The sequence below is a fragment of the Limnothrix sp. FACHB-406 genome (assembly GCF_014698235.1).
Taxonomy (GTDB): Bacteria; Cyanobacteriota; Cyanobacteriia; order CACIAM-69d; family CACIAM-69d; genus CACIAM-69d.
Genome location: NZ_JACJSP010000020.1, coordinates 67,731 through 88,546 on the forward strand (window position 1 = coordinate 67,731; position 20,816 = coordinate 88,546).

The 20,816-nt window shown below is 51.5% G+C and carries 19 protein-coding genes and 1 pseudogene; 12 read left to right on the top strand and 8 right to left on the bottom strand.

The genetic code is table 11. The annotated features are described in order from the left end of the window. Position 1: 1 nt before the first annotated feature. From H6G53_RS16015 to H6G53_RS16035, 5 genes are all read left to right on the top strand, one after another. Positions 2-1,117: a spermidine/putrescine ABC transporter substrate-binding protein gene (locus H6G53_RS16015; protein WP_099534549.1), complete on the top strand. Its 1,116-nt coding sequence runs from the start codon at positions 2-4 to the stop codon at positions 1,115-1,117. A gap of 105 nt (positions 1,118-1,222) precedes the next feature. Continuing rightward, positions 1,223-2,116, top strand: coding sequence for an ABC transporter permease (locus H6G53_RS16020; RefSeq protein ID WP_190530156.1), 894 nt, complete (start codon positions 1,223-1,225; stop codon positions 2,114-2,116). Between the two features lie 133 nt (positions 2,117-2,249). Beyond that, positions 2,250-3,047, top strand: a complete 798-nt coding sequence (locus tag H6G53_RS16025; protein ID WP_234407040.1) for an ABC transporter permease — start codon at positions 2,250-2,252, stop codon at positions 3,045-3,047. A 239-nt stretch (positions 3,048-3,286) separates the two neighbouring features. Then, complete coding sequence (mutL, locus tag H6G53_RS16030) at positions 3,287-5,017, top strand: DNA mismatch repair endonuclease MutL (RefSeq protein ID WP_190534697.1); 1,731 nt, start codon at positions 3,287-3,289, stop codon at positions 5,015-5,017. Positions 5,018-5,186: 169 nt separating this feature from the next. Beyond that, positions 5,187-6,023: a prohibitin family protein gene (locus H6G53_RS16035; RefSeq protein ID WP_190534700.1), complete on the top strand. Its 837-nt coding sequence runs from the start codon at positions 5,187-5,189 to the stop codon at positions 6,021-6,023. A gap of 11 nt (positions 6,024-6,034) precedes the next feature. On the opposite strand, the gene H6G53_RS16040 is transcribed toward H6G53_RS16035, so the two are convergent. The 4 genes from H6G53_RS16040 to H6G53_RS16055 form a co-directional block, all read right to left on the bottom strand. Beyond that, positions 6,035-6,568, bottom strand: a complete 534-nt coding sequence (locus H6G53_RS16040; protein ID WP_242030815.1) for a hypothetical protein — start codon at positions 6,566-6,568, stop codon at positions 6,035-6,037. 110 nt (positions 6,569-6,678) lie between these two features. Then, positions 6,679-8,460 carry an SLC13 family permease gene (locus H6G53_RS16045; RefSeq protein ID WP_099534544.1) on the bottom strand — a complete coding sequence of 594 codons (1,782 nt, stop codon included), beginning with the start codon at positions 8,458-8,460 and terminating at the stop codon, positions 6,679-6,681. Positions 8,461-8,747: 287 nt separating this feature from the next. After that, a complete protein-coding gene (locus tag H6G53_RS19030) occupies positions 8,748-9,704 on the bottom strand; it encodes a ParB/RepB/Spo0J family partition protein (protein ID WP_190534703.1) in 957 nt (318 codons plus the stop codon). A 198-nt stretch (positions 9,705-9,902) separates the two neighbouring features. Beyond that, a complete protein-coding gene (locus H6G53_RS16055) occupies positions 9,903-10,826 on the bottom strand; it encodes a LysR substrate-binding domain-containing protein (protein WP_190530162.1) in 924 nt (307 codons plus the stop codon). A 376-nt stretch (positions 10,827-11,202) separates the two neighbouring features. Between H6G53_RS16055 and H6G53_RS16060 the strand changes: the two genes are divergently transcribed. The 7 genes from H6G53_RS16060 to H6G53_RS16090 all read left to right on the top strand — a co-directional run bounded on the left by H6G53_RS16060 (position 11,203) and on the right by H6G53_RS16090 (position 18,047). Further along, a complete protein-coding gene (locus tag H6G53_RS16060; RefSeq protein ID WP_099534541.1) occupies positions 11,203-12,663 on the top strand; it encodes an APC family permease in 1,461 nt (486 codons plus the stop codon). Between the two features lie 68 nt (positions 12,664-12,731). Further along, positions 12,732-13,448, top strand: coding sequence for a cadmium resistance transporter (locus H6G53_RS16065; protein ID WP_190356268.1), 717 nt, complete (start codon positions 12,732-12,734; stop codon positions 13,446-13,448). A 65-nt stretch (positions 13,449-13,513) separates the two neighbouring features. After that, the gene (locus H6G53_RS16070; RefSeq protein ID WP_190534705.1) at positions 13,514-14,242 is read left to right on the top strand and encodes a cadmium resistance transporter; all 729 of its coding nucleotides are present in this window, start codon (positions 13,514-13,516) and stop codon (positions 14,240-14,242) included. Positions 14,243-14,819: 577 nt separating this feature from the next. After that, positions 14,820-15,569: a hypothetical protein gene (locus tag H6G53_RS16075; protein ID WP_190534708.1), complete on the top strand. Its 750-nt coding sequence runs from the start codon at positions 14,820-14,822 to the stop codon at positions 15,567-15,569. After that, entirely contained in the window at positions 15,562-16,305 is a 744-nt protein-coding gene (locus H6G53_RS16080; protein ID WP_190356271.1) for a phosphatase PAP2 family protein, read from the top strand. Before H6G53_RS16075 ends, H6G53_RS16080 begins: the two co-directional genes overlap by 8 nt. A gap of 326 nt (positions 16,306-16,631) precedes the next feature. Next, positions 16,632-17,468: a sulfite exporter TauE/SafE family protein gene (locus tag H6G53_RS16085; RefSeq protein ID WP_099534536.1), complete on the top strand. Its 837-nt coding sequence runs from the start codon at positions 16,632-16,634 to the stop codon at positions 17,466-17,468. A gap of 141 nt (positions 17,469-17,609) precedes the next feature. Then, positions 17,610-18,047, top strand: coding sequence for a DUF1634 domain-containing protein (locus H6G53_RS16090; RefSeq protein WP_099534535.1), 438 nt, complete (start codon positions 17,610-17,612; stop codon positions 18,045-18,047). 241 nt (positions 18,048-18,288) lie between these two features. Here H6G53_RS16090 and H6G53_RS16095 read toward each other — a convergent pair whose 3' ends face one another. From H6G53_RS16095 to H6G53_RS16110, 4 genes and pseudogenes are all read right to left on the bottom strand, one after another. Further along, positions 18,289-19,317, bottom strand: a complete 1,029-nt coding sequence (locus H6G53_RS16095; protein ID WP_099534534.1) for a sulfate/molybdate ABC transporter ATP-binding protein — start codon at positions 19,315-19,317, stop codon at positions 18,289-18,291. A 317-nt stretch (positions 19,318-19,634) separates the two neighbouring features. Next, complete coding sequence (locus tag H6G53_RS19355) at positions 19,635-20,333, bottom strand: rubrerythrin family protein (RefSeq protein ID WP_190530170.1); 699 nt, start codon at positions 20,331-20,333, stop codon at positions 19,635-19,637. A gap of 117 nt (positions 20,334-20,450) precedes the next feature. Further along, the gene (locus tag H6G53_RS16105; protein ID WP_158234509.1) at positions 20,451-20,588 is read right to left on the bottom strand and encodes a hypothetical protein; all 138 of its coding nucleotides are present in this window, start codon (positions 20,586-20,588) and stop codon (positions 20,451-20,453) included. A 99-nt stretch (positions 20,589-20,687) separates the two neighbouring features. Further along, positions 20,688-20,816, bottom strand: a pseudogene (locus tag H6G53_RS16110) (photosystem II protein D2); the annotation flags it as partial.

Consider the following 20,816-nt stretch of genomic DNA (forward strand, 5'->3'; position numbering starts at 1 on the left):
CATGGCTTCCGTTGCCCCTTCTCGTCGTGCCCTCTCCCGTCGTGACTTCTTGCGCCGCACTTCGGTGGCGGCCGCTGGCCTGGCCATGACGGGCTGTGGCTGGCGTTTGGCCCAGGTGCGGCCATCGCCGGGCGCAGTCGGGGATCCTTCCAAGCTTTATATCTACACCTGGGCTGGCTACACCGATGAGCTACTGATCGCTCGGTTCCAAAAGGAAACGGGCCTGTCGGTGGTGGTGGATATTTTTGATTCCAATGAGGTGATGTTGGCCAAGCTGCAAGCGGGCGGCGGCAGTCAATACAGCATCATCTATCCCTCCGATTACATGGTGCGGCAGATGCGAGAGCGCAATCTGCTGCGGGAGTTGGATCACGATCGACTGCTGGGGTTGCAGGATTTGTTGGAAACCTACCAAAATCCCAGCTATGACCCCAAAAATGGCCACAGCGTCCCGGCTGCTTGGGGCACAACGGGCTTGATTTACAACCGGCAACGGGTCGATCGCCCGCCAACGGATTGGGAATTTTTGTGGGCTAACCGGGCCCGCCTCCAGCGCCAGGTGACGCTGTTTAATGATCAGCGGGAAACCATGGGCTTGGCCTTGCGCCGGTTGGGCCATTCCTACAACTCCCAGGATCCTGATCAAATTCGCCAGGCCTACGAAGCATTGCGGGAACTGCGACCGGCGATCGCCCAATTCACCACGGATGGTTGGAAAGACCGGATTTTGGCGGGGGACTTAACGATCGCCATGGGCTTTTCCTCTGACGCGATTGAGGCGATCGAGGAAAACGACCAGTTGGGCTATGTGATTCCCGCCAGCGGCTCTTCCCTCTGGACAGACACGATGGCGATCCCGATCAGTGCGCCCAATGTGGAAGCGGCCTATGCTTGGATGAATTTCACGCTGCAGCCGGAGGTGGCCGCAGGCATGACCCAACGCCTGAAGTTTGCTACCGCCAGCCGCCGGGCGATCGAACAGTTGCCGCCGGATTTGGTGCAAAATCCCAGCCTGTTCCCGTCTCAATCGGTGCTCGATCGCTGCGAGGGCATTGCTCCCGTGGGCGCGGCCACCTCCCTTTACGATCGCTACTGGACTCAGCTAACCAGCGGCTAGGGCCGAGCAAGCCTTAATGACTGTTAATTGAACGTTAATTGAAGCTGTTCACGCCAACTGCCCAACCCCTTGAACTGTCTTTGCTGATTAGTCCTAACAAGCCCTATGACCCCCGCTAGCCCCGCTAACCCGATCGTTGAGGCTCCCGCACCCAAACCCCGCCGTTGGGTTGGCCCCTGGGCGCTGTTGGGGCCGCCGGGCCTGTGGCTGTTGCTGCTGTTGGTTTTGCCGGTGCTGGTGATTTTTGAACTCAGCCTGGTTCCCGGCATCAAGCCCGGCGATTTGGTGAACCCCTCAGGGATTGACAACTACCTGACGGTGTTTCAGCCCATCTATCTTCAAGTGATTGGGCGCACCCTGTTCTATGCGATCGGGACAACGGTGGTTTGTTTGCTGCTGGGGTTTCCGGTGGCCTATTGGTTGGCGCTGATGTCGCCCAAGCGGTGGCAAAACCTGCTGTTGGTGGCCTTTACGCTGCCCCTGTGGACTTCTTCGCTGCTGCGTTCCTACGCTTGGATTACGATTTTGCGACCCACGGGCGTGTTGAACTCCCTGTTGGGGTTGGTGGGGCTGCCGGGTCTGGATATTTTGAACCAAACGCCCGCCGTGCTCCTGGGGATGGCCTACAGCTTTTTGCCCTATATGGTGCTGATTCTGTACTCCTCTCTGGAAAAGCTCGATCGCCGGTTGTTAGAAGCGGCGGCAGATTTGGGGGCCACCCCGATCGAGGCCTTCTGGAAAGTGACCGTTCCCCAAAGCTTACAGGGCATTGCCGCCGGTTCGCTGCTGGTGCTGATCACCAGTTTGGGCGACTTTGTGAACCCGGAATTGCTCGGCGGGGCCTCCAGCATGACGGCTTCCCGGCTAATCTATAACCAGTTTCTGGGTGCGACCCAAAATTGGGGCTTTGGTTCGGCTTTGAGTATGCTGATGATCCTGGCTGTCAGCTTGGGGATTGCGTTGCTCATTCGCTACGGTGATGGCCGCCCCGCTGCCTAGGGTGTTTGGGGATGCATGATGGTGCAGTGGTTCGTTTGTCTTTGCTTGATTCCCTTTGATTGCTCTTCCCGATCGCCCCATGCTCGATCTCGATCCTGCTTCAACGGATTCCCAGGAGGCCCTCGCAGACGCTATGGCTCGATCGCGTAAGCCTCGCCTGACCTGGCAGGGCGCATTTACCTCGGTCATGTTCTTCCTGATGTACCTGCCGATTCTGGTACTGACGGTCTATAGCTTCAATCAGTCGCCCTACAGCGCCGGTTGGACAGGGTTCACCCTGGAGTGGTATGCCAAGCTGCTGCGGGATGGGCGAATTTTGGGAGCCTTGCAAACCAGTCTTGCGGTGGGTTTGGGGGCTGTTTTGGTGTCGGCGGTGTTGGGAACCACGATGGCCGTTGGCCTGGCCCGCTATCGATTTTGGGGCAAGGGGCTATATCTAGGCATGTCCTATTTGCCCTTGATCGTGCCGGATATTGCGATCGCGGTGGCCACGTTGGTGTTCTTGGCGGCGCTGACGATTCCCCTCAGCTTTTGGACGATCGTGGCGGCTCATATTGTCTTCTGCTTGGCCTATATTGCCCTGGCGGTTTCCACTCGCTTGGCGGATCTCAATCCCTATTTGGAAGAAGCGGCCCAAGATTTGGGCGCAACGCCGGTTCAATCCTTCTTTCAGGTGTTGTTGCCGCAACTGGTGCCGGGAATTATGTCGGGCTGTTTGTTGGCCTTTGTCCTCAGCTTGGACGACTTTTTGATTGCCAGTTTCACGGCCGGTGGCGGTGCAACAACACTCCCAATGGAAATTTTCAGCCGGATTCGCACGGGGGTTAAGCCGGATGTGAATGCTTTGAGTGTGCTGTTGCTGTTGGGTTCCGGGGCGATCGCCTTTGCGGCTGAATGGCTCCGTTTCCAAAGCGAGAAAAAGCCCTCTTAGGGGATGCTTGAAAAGCCAAAACGGCTACCTTGCGGGTCTCACCGACCGACAAAGACGAGGGGCTTAGGCCCCTTGCCCCCCACGATCCGCTAACGGCAAGATCGGGGTTTCAGGCGATTTGACGACAGACCCTAAGTCCCTTGCCCCCAAGACCCCTAGTGCTTTAGCTTTCAGCCGATTTTTCACAATCTCTCGATTCCGGGAGGAGCCACCACCGTCGTCTGGCAACTGAGAAAAGAATGAGATCCATTCAACCGCTGCCGATCGAGGTGGTGAATTTAATTGCGGCGGGGGAGGTGATCGACTCTCCGGCGGCGGTGGTGCGCGAGTTGGTGGACAACGCGATCGATGCGGGAGCCACGCGGTTGGCCCTGTCCCTTTGGCTCGATCGGGGCCAAATTCGGCTCACAGACAACGGCTGCGGCATGAGCCGAGCGGATCTGTTGCGGGCGGCCGCTCCCCACAGCACGAGCAAAATTCACGATCGCCCCGATTTGTTCAACATCCGCAGCCTGGGATTTCGGGGAGAAGCATTGCACAGCTTGGCCCAACTGAGCCGCCTGAGCCTCAGCAGCCGACCGGTTGGCGGGGAGGGTTGGCGAGCGGTTTATGATGCCACAGGCCAGGCTGTGAGCTGCGAAGCGGCCCCGATCGCGCCGGGAACCATTGTCTTGGTGGAGGATTTGTTCGAGGCTTGGCCGTCACGGCGCGATAGTTTGCCGTCTTTGGCTCAACAGTTGCGATCAATCCAGCAGGTGGTTCAGCAAGCGGCCCTTTGCCATCCCGCCGTGGCCTGGACGGTCTATCGCAACGATCGGCTCTGGTTTGCCCTGTCGCCGGGAGATTCTGCCCGTCACCTGTTGCCCCAAATCTTAAAACCGGTGCGATCGGCAGATTTGCGAGAGGTGCAGTGGGTGGCCGCCTTGCCCAGCGACCAGGAAGGATCCGCCCAAATCACCGTCACCTTGGGTCTGCCCGATCGCGTCCATCGGGCCCGCCCTGACTGGGTGCGGATTGCCGTGAACGGGCGAATGGCGGAAGTGCCGGAACTGGAAAGCACGATTTTTGCGACCTTGGGGCGCACCCTGCCGCGCGGCCGCCACCCGATCGCCCTGGTGCATCTCCGGTTGCCGCCCCAATGCATTGACTGGAACCGCACCCCCGACAAACACAAGCTTTACCTCCAGCCGATCGACCATTGGCAAGCCCAGGTACAGGCGGCGCTTCAACAGGCCCTTTCCTTTCGCGAGGCGATCGACGAACCCCAAACCAACACCTACGCGATCGGGCGAACGGCCAAGCTCATTCGGGCCGCCGAAGGGCGATCGACCTATCGTGTGCGCACCGCCGCCGATCCCAACGCCTCTCCGGATGATCCCCAAGCCCTGGGGCAACCCCGATCGCCCGAACCACTTGACGATCCCTTGGGGGGACAACTGCGGGCGATCGCCCAGGTTCACAACACTTACATTGTGGCGGAGCATCCCGGCGGTCTATGGCTGGTGGAGCAGCACATTGCCCATGAGCGGGTTTTGTTTGAATATTTGCGCGATCGTTGGCAAATTTCCGCCCTGAAGCAACCGATCGTCCTGAATGAGCTGGGCGAGGCGGAACGGGAGGGGCTGGCGGGCTTGGGGATTGAAATTGAACCCTTTGGCGATCGCTGCTGGATTGTGCGCAGTGCTCCGGATCCCTTACTCGATCGCCCTGACTTGGCCGCCGCCTTGGGGGAGCTGGCCCACAGCAACAACCTGGAAGCGGCCCAAGTGGCCGTCGCCTGCCGCACCGCCATTCGCAACGGCACGCCCCTGACGCTTGTGGAAATGCAAGATTTGCTCGATCGATGGCAACGCACCCACAATCCTCGTACCTGTCCCCATGGGCGACCGATTTATTTACCCCTCGATGAATCGAGTTTGGCGCGTTTTTTTCGTCGCCATTGGGTCATTGGCAAAAGTCACGGCATTTAGCCCTTAATTACTCCCATTATTTCGGTAGTAATCCTGCAAGTCAGTTCGCAAATCATTCCCTCAGTTACCCCTCAAAAAGCGATTCAGCACAATTTTTCAGCTCAAGGAGTTTCAAGATCAACGTTAGAATAGAAAAATCTTCCGGAAGCGCCCATTTTAGCAACCCTTAATGATTTTCATTAGTTCCCTAAAACATATCTCTCAATTAAAAATCATTCGACTATTTGCGGCTCTTTTGTTGACCCTGATTATCCTGCAACCGCTGGTCATTATCTCGGCCGGGGAGCGGGGCGTGGTGCTCCGTTTTGGTCAGGTGCAGCCTCAAATTCTCAATGAAGGCCTACATCCGATCATCCCGATCGCGGAAGCCGTTAAAAAATTAACTGTTCGCGTTCAAAAGCGTGAAATTTCAGCCGAAGCCTCTTCTAAAGATTTGCAAGAAATTGAAACCGATGTGGTCTTGAATTGGCATTTGGTTCCCGATGAAGTTAATTTAGCGTTCCAACAGCTCGGGGATGAACTGGCTGTGGTCGATCGAGCCATTGATCCCGCCGTTGAGGAAGTTTTAAAAGCCGTCATGGCCAAGTACACGGCGGAAGAAATTATCACCCGCCGGGAAGAAGTTAAGGGAGCCGTAGACCAACTGCTGAGCAATCGGCTACGGGGATATCATATTTTTGTTGATGATATTTCGCTGGTTCATGTCAATTTTTCCGATCGCTTCAGTGAAGCTGTCGAAGCCAAGCAAATTGCGGAACAGGAAGCCAAGCGAGCGGAGTTTTTGACCCTGAAAGCCGCCCGAGAAGCGGAAGCAAGGGTTAATTGGGCCAGGGGTGAGGCCGAAGCACAACGACTCCTCAAAGAACACCTGACCCCAGAGTTAATTCAACGCCAGGCGATCGAGCGGTGGAATGGTCAATTACCGACCATCATCGGTAGCGAAGGATTAAAGCTCTTTAACCTAGAATCTCCGCCCAAGGCTGTAAATTCCACCCCAAATCGCTAGGAAAGGGATTGCTACTCTTGAAAGCTCAAACCATCCGGCAAGGTTAGGATTCCGAACTGCACCAACGCCACCACCAAAATTGTATAGGCCGTGGAAGACAGCAATCCTGTGACCAGCGTTTTCCGAAAACTTTTATTTTGATCCTCCTTTTGAACCATTTCCGTCGCCCCAAATTGCATCATCAGAATTCCCACCACATTCGAGAGCCAATAGCCCACGATCGCACCCCCGAAAAAACTGTGCGGAATTAGCCAATTGCAGAGCGCACCAAAGCCATAGGCGATCGGCAGATTAAAAATCAAATCATTCCACCAGCACAGTGGCGAGAGCAGATAGCCCACAACAACCAGCAGCCCACCTTTCAATTTTTTCAGGAGTTTGAATCCCAGCGTTTGGGATTCTACCGCTGTGATTTCTTGCTGAAACTGAGCAATCGCTTGGGCATCTTGACGGGTTGCCCCATTGGTTGCATTGGCGGTGTTCATGGCTGTGTTAAGGGATTCATCAATGGGCAACGGATGGGTGGGTGAGGGTTGGGAAGTCATAGATTCCATAGTTGTGATCAAAGGATTGCGGTAGAGAGACACAATAACTTGGCATTGCTTGGTTGAAAGTTAACCAAAGTCATTGTTTCAGCAAGAATCAAAGTCATTTTTTAATGACTTAAGTTTAGCCCATAAAACCAAATTGACATTAGCGGCACAAGGAAGGTCAGAATTAAGTTCAATGGAATTCCCACCCTGGTGAAGTCTAAGAATTTGTAGCCTCCTGGCCCATAAACCATTGTATTAGTTTGATAACCGATCGGGGTTAGGTAGCTATTTGAAGCCGCAAACATCACCACCAGCATGAACGGCAAAGTGTAGAATTCCAGGGTTTCCGCAACCTTCACCGCGATGGGCAACATTAATAAAACCGCCGCATTATTAGACAGGGCTTCAGTGAAGAGGGTTGTTACGCCATAGAACAAAACTAACAGCCAAAACCCCGAAAGATGTCCTCCCACTTGCGTTAATTGTGATGCTAACCAGTCAGTAGCTCCTGATTTTTCCATAGCGGTTCCTAGGGGCATCAGACCCGCCAGGAGAAAGATAATATCCCAGCGAATGACTCGGTAAATTTCTCGAGGCCGCAAAATTCCCGTGGCAATTACCAAGACAACACCCGCCAGAGCGCTAACCAAAATGGGAACCGTTTCCGTGGCAGCAGCCAGCACGGTTCCTAGGGCGATCGCCAGGGCTAAACCAGCCTTGTCCCGCTTTAAGGGTTCCAGTTCTCGCGGTTCTACTACTAATAATTCAGGGCTGGATTGCAGGCCGCGCAAACTGTCATGTGGCCCTTGCACCAATAGAACATCACCAAACCGCAAACGAACATCCCGCAACCGTTCGCACAAGCAATCTTGTCCACGACGAATGGCTAAAACCGTGGAGTTATATCGTTGCCGAAATCGCAGTTCTTGTAAGCTAGAACCGATGAGGCTAGAGTTCGAAATAATTAAGGCTTCCGCAATCGATCGCTCGTTAGATTCGAGGGAAAATTTGGCATCGGGTAGGATTTCCAGCCCCCGTTCATCCTTCAGGGTCAGCAGGCGATCGCGGTTGCAGCGAACCAGCAAAATATCCCCTGCCATTAACAGCCAATCGTGGCTTACAGGTCTATAGGTAATGCCATCGCGAATCACTTCCAAAACATCAAGATCATATCGGTGATGAAAGTCACTGGCTGGCAGCGATTTCCCAATCAAAGAGGACTGATGGGTCACAATAATTTCGCTGAAATAATCACGCAGCCCATAGTTTTCAACGGTTGAAATTTCACCGGGCTTCCGTCGATCGGGCAGAAGATTGGGAGCCGCCAGTGCCAAGTAGCACAGACCAATCACAAAGACGATCAGGCCCATGGGTGCAAACTCAAACAGGCCAAATTCTCCATAGCCCAGTTGCTTAGAAAGTCCACTGGCTACCACATTGGTTGAAGTACCAATTACTGTAATCGTGCCGCCAAGCACAGTGGCATAGGACAGCGGAATTAATAGCTTTGAGGTAGAGATATTCTGTTTTCGGCACCAATTTTCCACAATCGGAATAAACACCGCCACCACGGCTGTGTTGTTCAGAAATGCTGTGATCGGCCCCACAATTGACCCCAGCACAAAAATTTGACGAGTTGGATTCTTGCCGCCTTTTTGTTGCAGAAATTCACTGACCACTTGAATCGCACCTGTACGTTCGATCGCGGCACTCAGCACAAACATTGCCATAACCGTGATCGTTGCTGAATTACTAAATCCAGCGATTCCCTCTTCGGGAGTGATGAGTCCTAGGAGAATTAGCAAAACAGCAATTCCAATTGCTGTGATATCAACGGGTAACCATTCCACAATGAATAGGAAGAATGTGATCGCCAAAACACCAAGAGTAAGCGCAATAGACATTGTTAGCTACGGTTTTAAGAAAAACCGCTAGAAGCGAAGAGATTTAATTGTCATGAAATTTCTAAGGTTCTTGAGAACAACAACTTAAAATTTCATGATCATTACAAGGCAGATTTTTTTTCAAGCATCCAATCATTTAGTAGAGCACCTAACTGCACCCAGAAAATTATTCAGAGATCAGATCAAAGCACCTTAAACAGGATTGTAGATAGTTCATTCATTAATCTTGACTAAATCGACCGACAAACCGTAGTTTATGGACAAAAAAACGGTTTGTCGGTAAACTATCACTCAATCTCTTGGGACTCATCTAACTCTGCAATGGTGATTAATTCAGCCATCAAGGATTCTACCCTTTGCCGTTTTAGGGGATCGTTCAAAGCTCCCGACTGCTGTAACCGACGATAGGTATAACTCCAACGATCTCGCAGAGAGCTGGGTAAGTTGGAAGTTGTTTCAGGACTGTTGAGGCTGGCTACCTGTTTACGAATTTCGGAGAGTGATAAATCTCGTGAAATTGCTTCTTGTAATAGATGATTTTGTTGATTGGGTTGCCGAACTCTGGAAATGGCCAACGCTTTGGTGTAGGACAACTGACCTTGGCGCAACGCATTGAGAATGGCTTCTGGCAGCTTCAGCAGGGGCAGCCGATTGCTGACAAAGGACTCCCAAGTCATGGTTCCGATCGACTGGAAAATGGTGCGAATCGTCTCTCGTTCTGCATTACCCATAACGTTATGAGTTTTTTTGCCCTTGGCTTGATTTCGCAAGCGGTGCAACAGCAAAACGATCGACTCAGCAGGCTGTTGAAGCTCCAGGGACAGCAATTTTAAAATACTTTCGGTTTCCTCGATCGGGTTGAGATCTTCACGCTGCAAATTTTCCAGAAGGGCAATTCGCAGGGCTTCCCGATCGCTCAGGGCCCGAATAATTACGGGTACTTGCGATAGACCAACCTTTTGGGCCGCACGATATCGCCGCTCACCAGCTACTAATTCATAGCGCCGCTCATCAATGGGACGAACTAACAGCGGCTCCAAAATTCCATATTGGGCGATCGATTGAGCAAGGCTATGGAGGGCAATCGGGTCAAAATACCGTCTTGGCTGACTGCTTGGAAGCTGTATATCACTGAGGGCCAAGGTCGTGGGGTACTGAGCTTGGCTATGGAGAGGCACCACAGAAGATTCCTGGGACAATTCTTTAAGTTCTAGGGGGCGAAGTTGGGGATTGACAGCGCTCATTGGGTTAGCAATTCCAGGTTTAGCGCAGTTGCAAATGGCATTTTGCAGTTGCTTTTGACCTAAAATACTATATCCCGATCAAAAAACCGTACTTTATCTGGAAATTACCCAACGGGTCTCGCCCATCATTGGCGCACGACTGGCTCAGCACTGGCTCAGCAGTGACGCATCATTGGCTGATCAATGGTCTATTCCTAACTAATAACTGACTAGTAATTGCTCAAAAACCCGAGAAATTTTGGTCTGAAAGCGCTGTCGATGGCGCAACTTCAAAAAGGGGCGACGAATTTCCAAAACCGATGACTGCTCGGGATCAATGATCGGAACCGCACGCATAGTCCGAAGCTGCAACTCTTTTTCAACGATCAGTTCTGAAATGGCTGCCGCTCCCACGCCTTCCTCCACCAGAACTTTCACCATTTCTCCGGTGGTTAGCACCAGGGCGATCGGCAAACTTGAAGGATCCACCTGCCAACTCAATAAGGCTTCTTCAAATCGCTGTTGAGTGCCCGATCCTGGTTCGCGCATTAACCAAGCCGTTTCTGACAATTGATGGGTTTCCACAAATGGCAGCTCAAACCAAGGGTGCGAAGGGCCCACCACAATCACTAGGCGATCGCCCCCAACAATGGCCTTTTCTAAGTGCCGTTGGGTTGAGGGCAACACTTCCCCTTCAATTAATCCCAAATCAAACGCGCCCGTCGCCGTTCCTGTGCAAATTTCCTCAGTATTAGCGAGGGTGCAATTCACCACAATGCCCGGATGACGACGCTTAAATTCTCCAATTTTGCGCGGTAGCCAATAATTCCCGATCGTGAGGCTAGACCCCAAATGCAATTCTCCTCGCTGCATTTCATTGAGTTCACGCAAGCCTCGTTCTGTCAAAGCCACCCGATCGAGAATATCCCTAGCTTCTGCTTGCAACAATCGCCCAGCATCCGTCAGTTCTACGCGCCGCCCAATGCGATGAAACAGACGCAGACCATAACTGTCTTCTAGGGACTGAATTGCAGCGCTCACCGCAGGCTGCGTTAGATAAAGGGACTCTGCGGCTCGCGTGAAGTGTAAATATTCCGCAACCGCCAAGAAAATTTGCAACCGATCAAGCGTTATTCCAGACATTTCACCAAACTTAAAATTTCAATTAAAATCTCGATCTATTTTCAAAATTTCCGTTCATCGCGAGAATTTTTGGCTTCTTTCAACCAAGATTTCGAGCTTGTTGAGGTTCTCATCAATTTTATTGATGGTTTTGAGAAAAAACAGTAGTTGCTTAAACTCAGCCAACTCCTTAATCTGTAGTTAATTTGATCGATGTGCTCCAAAATACTTGTCAAAGCAACATCGATATGCAACACGAACAGCAACAGAATTCACAGACTGAACGAGTCATGAATGCCTAGTCATCAATCATAGAGAGTTATCCCTTTTACTTCAGATAACTTTCAGGCTTCAGATCAGTTCATCACTCAGTATTCTGGTCTCATTGAGGGATCGCATGACTACAGAACTTGCAGTGAACCGTAGTGTTCACGGTCTCAAGGCAGAATGTTTACCCTTTGGTGAAGTTCTTGGCCAATCCATCGCGGTAATCGCTCCGATCACAACCCCTGCCGCTAACTTAGGGTTAGTCTTTGCCCTGGCGGGAAATGGCACTTGTCTTAGCTTTTTGTTGGGAACGATCGGGCTGATTTTTGTCAGTATCAACATCAATCAATTTGCCCGTCGTTCCGCCTCTCCCGGATCGCTCTACACCTACATTTCCAAAGGTCTTGGCCCCACAGCCGGTGTTATCTGTGGTTGGGGTCTTCTGCTGGGCTATTTGCTCACGGGGATGGCGGTTCTTTGTGGCTTTGCCAATTTTGGTCAAATCTTTTTAGGCAGTTTGGGCATTCACACCCACATCATCACCCTGCTGGCTTTAGGAACCGTGGTTGCTTGGTATGCCGCCTACCGAGATATCGAATTATCAGCAAGAACATTGTTGATTTTGGAAGGCATTTCTGTTCTGTTCATTTTGCTCTTGGGGGGAATTGTTTGGGCTAAAACAGGCTTTGCCCTTGATCCACTACAGTTGACCTTAGCTGGTGCAACCCCCAGCGGTGTTGCCATGGGATTAGTGTTAGTGGTTTTTGGCTTTTCTGGTTTTGAAAGTGCCACCACTCTTGGGGATGAAGCGCAAAAACCCCTATCCAGTATTCCGAAGGCTGTCCTAGGCAGCACAGTGCTTTCGGGGTTGTTTTTCTTGGTTATGGCCTATATCGGTGTGGTGGGGTTCAATCATGCCGGAGGAAATTTGGCAGGTCATGAAGAGCCTCTCAGTTTCTTAGCTACCTGGGCTGGTGTTGGATTCCTGGGCCAAGCGATCGGGATTTGTGCGTTGGCTAGCTTTTTCGCTTGTGTTTTAGGCAGCATTAATCCTGCTGCTCGCATCTTTTTCACCATGGCGCGGCATGGTCTCTTTCACTCGGCTTTTGGTGAAGCCCACGACACCAATAGCACGCCCCATATTGCTGTTTCTTTCATCTCCGTTCTACTCTTTTTAGTGCCTGCTTCAATGACCATTTTTGGTCTTAAGGCCTTCGAATCCATGGCGTATTTGGGCACGATGTGTACCTATGGATTTTTGGTGACCTACATTTTGGTATCGATCGCTGCGCCGGTTTATCTCTATCGAATTGGCAAATTAAAGCCCATTGATGGGGTCATTGGTCTGCTGGGCGCTGGTTTCATGATGTTGCCAATTTTGGGCATGGTCGGAATTCCTGGAAGTACTTGGTTTCCCGTGCCGGAAGCACCTTACGATGCATTTCCCAAGCTCTTTTTGCTTTACCTAGGTTTGGGTTGTGGCTGGTTTTTCTGGCAGCGATCGCGCTCTCCCAAAATGATTCGGCGAATGCAGCACTCGATCGAAGCGATCTATGTCCGGTTTGAAGAGTCCGAAGATGCTGACTGCTAATCGATTGCTTGGTTCAATCTCGATCGGCTCTACTTCACTTCTAGTCCCTTCTTCTGCAACCCTTTCCTATGGACAACTTACTGACCGTAATCCCCACGAGTGTTGCTGCCTTTGCAGCCACAAACATTGACGATATTGCAATCCTGATGTTGCTTTTTTCTCAGGTCAATGCCAATTTTCGTCATTACCACGTGGTCGCTGGGCAATATCTAGGGTTTTCAGCTCTGGTAGGCGCAAGTTTGTTGGGTTTCTTTGGGGGCATGGTTTTGCCCCACCATTGGCTAGGTTTGCTGGGTCTAATCCCGATCGGCATGGGACTGGGCAGATTGTTTGACCGGGGTGAAGATGCCACCGATGAAGAACTAAACCTAGCCATTGACGGCGATGGAACATCACCCCACTGGATGAATTTAGTGGGGCCCCAAAGTCTCAGCGTCGCAGCCATCACGATCGCCAACGGGAGCGACAATGTGGGCATTTACACGCCCTTGTTTTCCCATAGCTCAGTGCCAGAGCTAATTCTAACCATTCTGGTTTTCCTAGTTTTGGTTCCTGTTTGGTGTTACATTGCTCATCGACTCACCCATCAAGCCCAAATTGCAGATTGGTTAGCCCATCGGGGTCAAACCATGGTTCCTCTAGTACTCATCGCGCTCGGGATTTATATCATCCTTGATAGTGGAGCCATGAGTCCGGGTTTGTTGGCTGCTAGCTGCACTTGTTTGGTGGCTTTAACTTGGCGACCCCAGCAACTGAGTGAAGTTCCCGAAAAGGGTGATTCTTGAGACGATCGCTGCGATTCTTACGACTCTTGCAATGCTTTTTGCCCTAAACATCATGTCCGAGCACCATGATTGATCAGCGCCCCTTAGCTGAGCTAGCGATTAGTGCTTTTGTGGCGGGAACCAGTTCCTTCATTGCCACAAATATCGATGATGTGGTGGTGCTGATGGTGTTGTTTGGTCGCCCCGATCGGCTCTTCCGCGATCGACAAATCCTGATCGGGCGCTATCTGGGGTTTGGTCTGATTGTGTTAGCCAGCTTGGTGGGGTTTTGGGGAGGATTACTGCTCCCTTCCTGGTCCATTGGGCTATTGGGCTTTCTCCCGATCGGGATCGGCATTTCGCAACTGCGCGCTTCTCAATCTCAGGAATCAGAATCCTCCGCTCCTGAACTAGATTCGTTCGGATCTGAGCATCAAGCGTTAACCGAGCGATCGCCCAATTTAGCTTTTCGACATCGAGTCAAGAAACTACGTCAATGGCTGCCTTGGCTATCCCCTCAAGTCATCCAAGTGACAATGATTACGCTTGCCTGCGGTGCTGACAACATTGGAATTTACATTCCTCTGTTTGCCTCCTGCAACTGGGTGGAACTCAGCATTATCCTTTGGGTTTTCTTTGCAGGTGTAGGATTGCTTTGTTGGCTAACACGCCGGTTCAGTCGCCATCACATGATCACCCAATGGATTAGCCGATTTGGTCATCAATTTGTTCCTTGGATTTTCATTGCTCTGGGAATAGGAATTTTCTGGGAGAGCAACCTTCCGCAACTGCTATTTTCCTTCATGCTTCCTTAAGCTCAAGATCTTGGCAAAACCAGAGGACTTTGTTAGACTTTTTGAGTCACGAAAGGCTATATCTAGCTCGTTGATTTAGTTGCTTCAATTCAGGTTTTTTAAGGGTTCAACAAGCAAAATCGCTCATTAAATTGCTCACTCTTGAATTAAACCAATCAAAGTAACTCAAAATAGCAATCTTTCTCAAACTTTCACCTCATTTCATTGTTCGAGAACGCATTGAAGCCAATGCATTGGTTTGGAGATTACTAACTGCCACCATGCGGTGATTTTAAACCAGGCAATTCGGTTTGAATGATTGCAAGATTTTGTAGCAACAGAACAGAGTTTTAGGCATCAAATGAAAAGCCTTTCTCGTCAAGGCCCATGCTAGCAGTTTTTGCTTTTTTGTGTTCTTCGAATCTTTTCAGGTTGTTTAATTTTTCCTAAATTGGAAAACCAAAGCAAGAAATCGTGGGCAATTTTTTACAAGCATTAATGTTCAGCCACCCACCATAGTTGGGATCGGCTTGAAGCGTAGAGCATTGCGAAATTTGCAGAATTTTCAGTCATCAATCAGTCATCAAGAGGAAAGAGCATGAACGTTGCCCAAGGGTTTTTAAAGGGTTTTGTCCCAGGGATTGTCCAGAATTTTCTAAGCGGGCAAGGACTGAGAACGGCGGTTTTGGGATCCTTCAGCCGCTGGATGACGATCGGGGGTTGCCTGTTGGTTTTTGTGGTTAATTTGCTTTGCGCTCCTCCGGCCTTAGCCGATCGCCCCTTGAGTGAAAGTTCCGATTACTTGGCAGCCAGCCAAGCCTTGAACCAGCTAACAGCCGAACGTCAGCAAAAGCAGAATGCGGGGGAAGCCATTCCCGAACCCTTGGAATCGCAAATTGAACAACTAACAGCCCAAACCTTTGCGTTGGAGTCCGGCGAGACCTGGGGCCAATGCGAAAACACCAGCGGCCAGGTAGTTGGAGTTTACGGGCCAGAGCCGGATGACGTGGACAACTATCGCTACAACGCTGGTCTTTACTTCTTGGCCAATGGGGAAACCACCGCGATCGAGTGGGACTGCGAAGGGGTTTTGATTCCCAAGGGAACCAAGGCGATCGCCACCCTTCCCGACGGAACCAATCAGGAATTTACCGGTTTGGCCGCGCTCAAAGTTGCTGACGGCACGCGCGTCACCATCAGCCAAGATCCCGAGGGCCAATTAACCCTCAGCACAGCGCCCACGGCAGCAGTTAACACCAGCAAAGCAAAATGGCCGCTGCCCAGCCTGTCCCAGAAAGTGATTAATCAGCGCCCTCTGGATGCCCCAACCCTCACTACCGATGACTGATGGGCTAAACACCACGGGGATCAGCACTTTGGGTAAGCATTCATCATCCCAACCAAACCTGCTGGGCATCGGCGGGGCGGTCACGATTCAAGGACTCTGTGCGCTATACCTGGTTAGCCATCTCCAGCAACCAGCGCCCTGGGATGTGCAGTTTTTAGAACTATTGCATCAACAGGCCACCCCTTGGCTCGATCGCCTCGCCCTTTGGCTCACACCGCTGGGAACCCGCTGGGGAACGTTTCCGCTGTTCATCATGGGTCTTTTGTCCCTAGCGAACCAACGGCAATGGCGTAAGTTGCTCTACTGGATGAGTGCGATTGGCGGTACAACAGTCATAGCCACTCTGCTGAAAGTGGTTTGGCACCGAGCAAGGCCCAGCCTTTGGCCCTCGCTGCTGGCCCCAGACCATTACCCTGCTGATTGGGCCTTTCCCAGCACCCACGCGGCCGCTAGCCTCTCGTTGGTTTTGGCCCTTGGCGCTTTGTATTCCAGCCAACAGCCGCTCGATCGCCCCTATGGATGGGTCTGGCGTTGGTCGATCGCGGGGCTGGGTGGTGGCTTTGTTCTGCTCATTGCCTGGACAAGGCTCTATCTCGGGGTTCACTTCCCCAGTGACATCATTGGCGGCTGGTCGATCGCCTACCTGATCACACAAGTGGCCAATCGATTGATCCTCAGCCCCACGGATCCAGTTCAGCTACCATCAACCCCTTCAAGTTTGCTTACTCGTCGTTGAGTCGTGATTCATGATCCAGGGTGATTAATGCTCAACAGCTTAATGCTCAACAGCGATCAATCATTCTGGATCATTGACTGCGAACAATGACTACGAACAGTGGCTGTGAAAAATGATTGTGAACAATTCACCAGCAGTCTGAAAATTTGCTTGCCCAGATACCATCATTAACCTGGTTTCTAGCTTCCAACTTTCTCAACTCAGCAACCAAGCACAATGGCTGAATTCCTTGGTGTGACCAAGCACCAAGAGCCGGATTCCTCCAGTTATTTTTCAGCCATTCCCTATGGATTTTCTCTAATTACTAGTCATCAGGATGGGGCGGGGTGAATATTTTTGAGTTTTCATTCTTAGTTTGGGCCGGTTCATTCGCGGCCGGCTTCTTAGGAGCCTTGACCGGTCTTGGGGGCGGCGTGGTGATTGTGCCTCTGCTCACCTCGGTTTTTGGGGTCGATATTCGCTACGCGATCGGGGCCTCCTTAATTTCTGTCATTGCCACTTCCGCCGGTTCCGCCGCAACCTATATTCGATCGGGATTTGCCAACTTACGTCTCGGGATGTTTTTAGAAGTGGCAACGACCCTTGGATCTTTCGTAGGAGCCACCTTAGCCACCGTTGTGCCCGTCAAAGCCCTGACCGTTGTGTTAGGAACCGTCCTGCTTTATTCCGCTTTTTTTGCTCAACAATCCACCCCCAAGGAAGCCGAATTAACCGAGCCAGGTTCCTTGGCTGAACGCTTGCAACTCGATAACTGCTATCCCACCCCCAACGGAGAAGGAACGATCGCCTATACCGTTCGTTCGGTTCCCACCGGTTTTAGCTTAATGGCCGTGGCCGGGCTGCTTTCAGGATTGCTCGGCATCGGTTCCGGCTCCTTGAAAGTCTTGGCGATGGATCGCGTCATGGGTTTACCGTTCAAGGTTTCCACCACCACCAGCAACTTCACGATCGGGGTCACCGCTGCCATGTCGGCCGGCGTTTATTTATCCCGAGGCTACGTGGATCCCGGCCTCTCAATGCCCGTGATGTTGGGCGTTTTGATGGGAGCCATGGTCGGTGCAAGAGTGCTGATTGGAGCCAAGCCAGAATGGTTGCGCTGGCTCTTTTCCATTGTGTTAGTGCTCCTAGCAATCAAAATGATTTATAACGGATTAATTACTTAGAAATTACGCACTTTCAGCTCATCAGCTCAATTGCAAAGTTGAGACCAAACAGAATTTTAACGCTCGTAATTCACAGCAGCCCAAGTGACAATGGAGATTGCATCAATGATGAAGGGTAAGTCTTCCGATCAGGCGATCGCCATGACTGCAGCGAATAGTCCCATTTCTCCCTTGGAATCTTCGCCAGTTGATTTAGAAACTCGAAAAAGCACCGATCACAGCCTTGAGTTAGCCGTTAGCCACGTATTGTGGTGGGGAATGATCATTGCGAGTTCGATCGTCTTTGCCGGCGGCTGCATCTATATCTTTCGCCATGGGGGTGAGCCAGCCAGCTTCCGTGTCTTTGTGGGAGAACCCCGCGAACTTTGCTCCCCTTGGGGTGCTGCGAAATCTGCCCTTTCGGGTCATGGTCGCGGCTGGATTCAAGTGGGCATTATGCTGCTAGTTGCAACACCCATTATTCGGGTTGCTCTGTCTTGGTTCACTTTTTTGCGTCGTCAAGATTGGCTTTATTTTGCAATCACTTCGATTGTTTTTGGAGGACTCATTTACAGTTTTGCGGGTGCTTATTTCCAGTAATTCCTAAGACTGGTTTTGCTGGCACTGATCTTATTTTTGCCAGTTCCCAAAGTTAGAGTCTTGCAAATTTCTAATTAATATTTAGTATTTGAAAATTTGGACTTGAAAATTTGGATTTGAAAACTTGGCATTTGGGCGGGAACACTCCATCGCGCACCCGCCGAAATGGCATATCCAGGGATTTCACGAGCAATCCCATTAGGGATCACCCTATTCAGCAATCCTCTTGAGGGCTGGTTCTCTAGGTTGCTAAGGGAAAAACACGCACCGATCGGGGCCGTGCATAGACCTGTTGCTCTCGTTCAATGTGGAGTCGGTGATAGTGATCTCGGTTCACAGAAGCCGTCAAAGATGGGCCATTCTCCAGTTTCAAATGCACCTGCACTTCCCATCCCAAATGCATGATGCGATCGACCGTCGCGGGTAAGGCCTTGTCATCCACAGGATCGGTCACAATTTCCACATCATGGGGCCGCAAAAAGAGTCGCCAATTGTCACTGTCTTCCCACACCCGATCGCCCGCCCAGCGCGACACAGATCCGGGAAAAATAGACAACACATTCACAGGCCCCACAAAACTCATCACAAAGGGCGAGGCCGGGTTGTCATAAATTTCCGCAGGCGTGCCCACTTGTTCAATTTTGCCTTGGTTCATCACCACGATTCGATCGGCAACTTCCATCGCCTCTTCTTGGTCGTGGGTCACAAAAACCGTGGTCACATTCATATTGCGATGCAGGTTATGCAGCCATGTTCGTAATTCCTTGCGCACCTTGGCATCCAAAGCACCGAACGGTTCATCCAGCAGCAAAATTTGGGGTTCCACGGACAGGGCCCGCGCCAAGGCCACACGCTGCCGTTGCCCGCCGGACAATTGCGCAGGATAGCGATTGCCATAGCCCGCTAGTTGGATCAAGTCCAACAATCGATTCACGCGCTCTTGAATTTCAGCCGGCGGAGTTTTGCGCAGCTCCAACGGAAAAGCAATATTTTGCCGAACGGTCATGTGCTTAAACAGCGCATAGTGCTGAAACACAAACCCAATTTTTCGCTCTTGGACGCTTTGATAGGTTGCGTCCCGCCCGATCAGTGAAATTGTCCCCGCATCAGTGGATTCCAGCCCCGCAATAATTCTGAGGAGTGTGGACTTTCCTGAGCCGGATGGCCCCAACAACGCAACCAAAGAACCCGATTGAATGTCTAGCGAAACATCATCAACTGCTCGAAAATCGCCATAGTACTTGGAGACATGCTCAACCGCGATTCCCATTTCTTTTGACTCCCAGCTTGTCTTTAACTACAGTTACCCGATCGGAATACTGTAATATACAGATAGCATATAGCCCATTCCTCTCAACCAGGCTGTTTTTTTAGCAAAATTTTCGCGCGATCGCTTTCAGTTGAACCCAACTTGATTCTCACAAAACCAAAAAAATGCGCCATTCACCAACCTGGAATGGCGCACTCGATTGTGCTATTCAATTACTGAAAATCAGCTATTTTTTGTTTTCTAGAGCTAATTTCAGAGTTGATTTCAGGGCTGATTGCAGATCTGAGCAGATCTAAATTAATGACCAATGGCCCAGCCTAGGCAGCGATCGACTCTTGATAGGGCACGAACAGGGCCTTCTTCGCGCCGCAAATTGGGCATTCCCAATCATCGGGAATGGCTTCAAAGGGAGTCCCCGGAGCAATGCCCGAGTCGGGATCGCCCTCAGCGGGGTCATAGATCATGGAGCACTGGCGGCAAATCCACTTGCTGCCCGCGGCCTTGTTTGCCGGAGCCACACCATCCAACCCGCGCAGGGCTTCGCTGTATTGGTCGGCGTGGTGATGTTCGATCGCGGTCAGCAGTCCAAAATTGCGGGCGGCCGTGCGGAAAATTCCCGCATGTTCCCGTGATTCATCGGCCTGTTCTTGGAATTCCCGCTCCGCTTCCCCATCCCGATCGACCCGGGCTTCGGCGGCAAAGTTGGGGTACATGGTCTGATACTCGTAGGTTTCACCCTCGATCGCCAGCTCCAAACAGCGGGCCGCGATCGCCTTCTTTTGTTCGTCGCTGAGGCTGGCCGGATCGTCCACCACCAACTCCGGATGCATCAGCCGAAAGTGGGCGAACGCATGTTCCGTTTCTTGGTTGGCCGTTTCCCGAAACAGCTTGGCTAAGTCGCCCAGGCCCAGCTTTTTCACCACTTCCGAGAAGAACAGATATTTCCGATTCGCCATCGATTCGCCAGCGAAGGCATCGGCCAAGTTTTTGGCGGTGTTGGAGTTTGAAAGATCCATAAGACGCAAGAAAACGGGTGGGGTTAGTTGTGGTTGCACCATCCCGGTCAGCCCCCGTGCAGAAGGCTGGCGAGGTGGCGACGGCGTGAACTCTTCTCTAAGTCATAATCATTATGACTATGGATAGACTAACACAACTTTCTGGGAATGGCCAAAAACCCCAGCCCCGATCGGGCCGATCATCGTGCCCACAAGTCCCACAAGTTCCGCAGGAGACCAAAAAAAGGGCGCGATCGCGTCGATCGCACCCTCCATTCATGATCTGTCTCTGGTTAATTTGAGCAATAGGCGATCGCAACGGCTTGACGAGAAAACGCGCGATCGCTTTGATTCAATTCAGACTTCGCTCAGCCCTTACAGTGCGTTACCGCGAGGCAGCACTTCTTCGGGGAAGATGAAGTTTTCGTGGGGTTGGTCTTGCGGAGCCATCCAAGCGCGGATGCCTTCGTTCAACAGGATGTTCTTCGTGTAGAACGTCTCGAA